The sequence below is a fragment of the Streptomyces sp. NTH33 genome (assembly GCF_003236365.1).
In the GTDB taxonomy this organism is placed as follows: Bacteria; Actinomycetota; Actinomycetes; order Streptomycetales; family Streptomycetaceae; genus Streptomyces.
On record NZ_POTZ01000632.1, the window covers coordinates 1 to 3,103 of the forward strand.

A 3,103-nucleotide genomic window follows, 5' to 3' on the forward strand; every position below is an offset into this window, starting at 1 on the left:
GGGTGCATGGGGGTGGCGAGGTGCCAGAAGCGGTCGAAGACGGTGCCCAGGTACTCGACGAGCGCGGGGACCCGGATCTCCAGGGCCAGGGTGCGGTCCGCGTCGGCCGGGATGAAGGCGACGGCGCGGTCGACGAGGATCAGCCGCTCGGTGACCTCGTCCAGCGTACGGGCCTCGACGTCACCCTCCAGACGTTCGTAACGAGCGAGGACCGTGGGGGCGTGGCGCAAGGTGTGCTGGTAGAGGGCGCGGATGCGGCCGCCCCGGTCGAGCAGCGCCTGGTCGCGCTCGATGGCGTCCGCGTGGACGCCGGGGTCCGGACCGATGTGAGTGGTGCGGGGTTGCACCGTGAGCACCTCGGTGGCATCGGCCATGACGTCCGCGATGGTCCGGCCGATGAGGTTCTTGTCGCTGAGAACCGCGATGCCTGGTGTGTTCGCCGCGGCGCCGGGGGGCCGACTCGCCTTCAGGAGCGGCTCGAACGTTTCGGCAAGCCGGACTTCGCGGTGTCGCTCGGTGGCGACGCGGTCCGCCGAACTCGTCAGCAGGCGCCGCAGCGCAAGGCCCGGTGACACGGGCTCCAGCAGGCCGGGGTCCGTGACGCTGGGGCGCAGGAGGCCGAGGTCGGCGAGGCAGGGCGCCGGCTCGGCCTCCGCGGCCCGTATGCGGCCTTCACGGAGTGCGCGTCCGTACAGTTCCAGGCCTGCCCCGCACAGCTCCTCGGCCGCGTGGTCGTGCGTCTTCGTGGTCACGCGCGGCACCTCCTCCCGGGGGCTCAGTGGTCCTGTTCCAGAATTCCCGACTGTGCGATGAGGTAGCCGAGTTGGGCCCGGCTGCCGCTGCCCAGGGCGGAGGCCAGTTTGGCGATGTGGGCGCGGCAGGTGCGGACGTTCATGCCGAGCCGGCGGGCGATGGCCTCGTCGACGTGGCCCTCGACGAGGAGCTTGGCGATGGAGTGCTGGATCTCTGTGATGCCGTCGGGGGCGGTCTCGTAGGGGGCTCCGGTGCTCAACGGCACCGCGCGGGCCCACATGAACTCGAAGACTTTGATCAGGTAGCGGACGAGGCCCGGGTGGCGCAGCTCCAGGGCGACCTGGCGGTCGTCGCGCGTGGGAATGAACGCGACCGTCTCGTCGCAGATGATGAGGCGCTCCACCAGCTCGTCGATGGTGCGGTACTCCACCTTGCCCTCGGAGAACTGCGCCACGTAGCCGAGCGTCTCGGGGCTGTAGCGGGCGGTGTGCTGGTACAGCGTCCGGATGCGCACGCCGCGTTCGATCAGCGGCCGGTCCCGCTCCAGCCCCTGCACGAGGGTGTGTTCGAGACGGCGGCTGCTCGGCTGCACGGTGAGCATCTCCGACTGGCACTCGGCCGTGGCCAGATCCAGCGCCGCGTTGATCCTGTCCAGGCCTTCCAGCACCGTGATGGAGTGCGTCCCCGTCGTGACCTGGGCGCTGAGCGCCATGAACGGCTCGAAGGCCTCGGCCAGTTCGACCGACAGCCGTCTGCGTTCGGCGATCTCGCGCTCGATGGGGTTGAGCCGGTGGGCCAGGGCGACCGAGGGGGGCACGGGGCGCAGCCAGTTCGGATCGTCCGGATCGGGATGGAGAAGGGCGAACTCCATCAGGCAAGGTGCGGGATCCGCCTCCGCGCGGGCGATGCGTCCCGTGCGGAGCGCCTTCGCGTACAGACGGCTGCCCGCCTCGCACAGCTCGCTCATCGCGTGGGGATGTGGCGCCTTTGTCTGATTCATCAAGAAATCTCCACCCCCCAGGGTCCTGAACATGCAGGAACATGATGCACCGTTTGGGTGGCCATGACGTGCCTGAATGAGCCATCGTCTTGTTTGACGGGGGAAGAGGGGACCTTCACGTGAGGACGAAGCCGACTATGCGTAAGAGAATGCTTCGCTCGGTGCTTGTTGCCGCCTTCTCCGCCGCCATGGCCATCACCGCAATGGGGGGCCTGTCCGGCGCGAAGGGGGATGTCCGGGCGGACAGCACGTGGGGAGTGGTTGCACCTGACGGGCCCAGGGGTTCCGTCGGCGACGCATCGGCTTCTCCCGCGGGTGTAGACGACAGTACATGGGGTTGAGCTGATGACGACTCCTCCGGACGACCGCTCCTTCCGTCGTGAGATGGCCACCGCCTACCGCTCCGGCTGGCACTTCATCGACCTGGTCACCGCCATCCCCCACAGCGGTGACTCGCTGATGGTGACCGTCTTCGGTGAGCCGGTCGTCGTCACGCGGGACGACGACGGAGACGTACGGGCGTACCGGTGTCTGCGGCGGCCACGGGGGGCGCCCCAGCCCGTACGGTGCGCCGTCCGCTACGGAATGATCTTCGTGAACCTGGACCAGCGGGACCACCGGCAGGTGGCGCCGGAGCCCGCCGACATCAGAACCATCGCCACCCCCCGCAGTGCCTGACGCGATTCCCCCGTCGTAACAGATCGCTCAGGTGCTTCCCCCCGCAGCGGCGTCACCGTGACCTGAACACGGTGACGCCGCTGCAGTTTTCCCGGAAACCTCCGGGTATCGGCGCGTTCGATCACTGACCGAAAACAGCCGTTGCCGCTCAGTCGCGCCCCAGCGCCCGGGCCGGCACGATCCCGGTCGCCACGCGGGGCGGGTCCGGTCCCGGTGCCCGCTCTCCCCCAGGCTCTCGGCTCCGCTCGAGCAGGGGGGCTCCCCTCGCCCGGCGCGGCGCGGCGCGGCGCGGCTCCGCCTCCGCGATCCGGTCCGGTTCCGTCCGGACGAACCCGCGCCCCTCCGGCGCCGCCCACCGCCGCCCGTCCACCTGGCACACCGCCACCGGGGTGCCCTGCGGGCCGACCGCCGGCGCATGGGCCGTCTTCGCGCTCGACTTGTTCGTGATCACCCGCGCCGGCCGCGCCCGCAGGTCGTACGTCACCCCGACGGGAACGATGTGCGGGTGCCGCCGGGGCGGAGGGGGCGGCGTGTACAGGTGCCTCTCCCGCCAGAAACCGGAGCACGGTGCGTCGGGGGTGCCCGGGTCCGGGGAATACGTGGTGGTGGCCATGAACCCGAAACCCAGCCGGCCGCGCCGCCCTTCGCGGCGATGCCGATGAGCAGGTGCTC

4 protein-coding genes are annotated in these 3,103 nt (G+C 70.4%); 1 reads left to right on the forward strand and 3 read right to left on the reverse strand.

From position 1 onward, the window contains the following. Both C1I97_RS34105 and C1I97_RS34110 read right to left on the reverse strand, forming a co-directional pair. A partial coding sequence (locus C1I97_RS34105) for a helix-turn-helix transcriptional regulator (RefSeq protein ID WP_111006865.1) occupies window positions 1-752 on the reverse strand: 752 nt, incomplete at its 3' end. A 23-nt stretch (window positions 753-775) separates the two neighbouring features. After that, on the reverse strand, window positions 776-1,720 hold the full coding sequence (locus C1I97_RS34110; RefSeq protein WP_111006866.1) for a helix-turn-helix transcriptional regulator: 945 nt from the start codon (window positions 1,718-1,720) through the stop codon (window positions 776-778). Between the two features lie 378 nt (window positions 1,721-2,098). On the opposite strand from C1I97_RS34110, the gene C1I97_RS34120 reads away from it, so the two are divergent. After that, window positions 2,099-2,431 carry a hypothetical protein gene (locus C1I97_RS34120; protein WP_111006868.1) on the forward strand — a complete coding sequence of 111 codons (333 nt, stop codon included), beginning with the start codon at window positions 2,099-2,101 and terminating at the stop codon, window positions 2,429-2,431. Window positions 2,432-2,579: 148 nt separating this feature from the next. Here C1I97_RS34120 and C1I97_RS34125 read toward each other — a convergent pair whose 3' ends face one another. Beyond that, on the reverse strand, window positions 2,580-3,044 hold the full coding sequence (locus C1I97_RS34125) for a nitrilase (RefSeq protein ID WP_111006869.1): 465 nt from the start codon (window positions 3,042-3,044) through the stop codon (window positions 2,580-2,582). Window positions 3,045-3,103 lie beyond the last annotated feature (59 nt).

Coding starts and splice junctions, on each gene's coding strand:
- C1I97_RS34110 (WP_111006866.1), bottom strand. CDS start 1,720: ATGAGCGAGCTGTGCGAGGCGGGCAGCCGTCTGTACGCGAAGGCGCTC.
- C1I97_RS34125 (WP_111006869.1), bottom strand. CDS start 3,044: ATGGCCACCACCACGTATTCCCCGGACCCGGGCACCCCCGACGCACCG.
- C1I97_RS34120 (WP_111006868.1), top strand. CDS start 2,099: ATGACGACTCCTCCGGACGACCGCTCCTTCCGTCGTGAGATGGCCACC.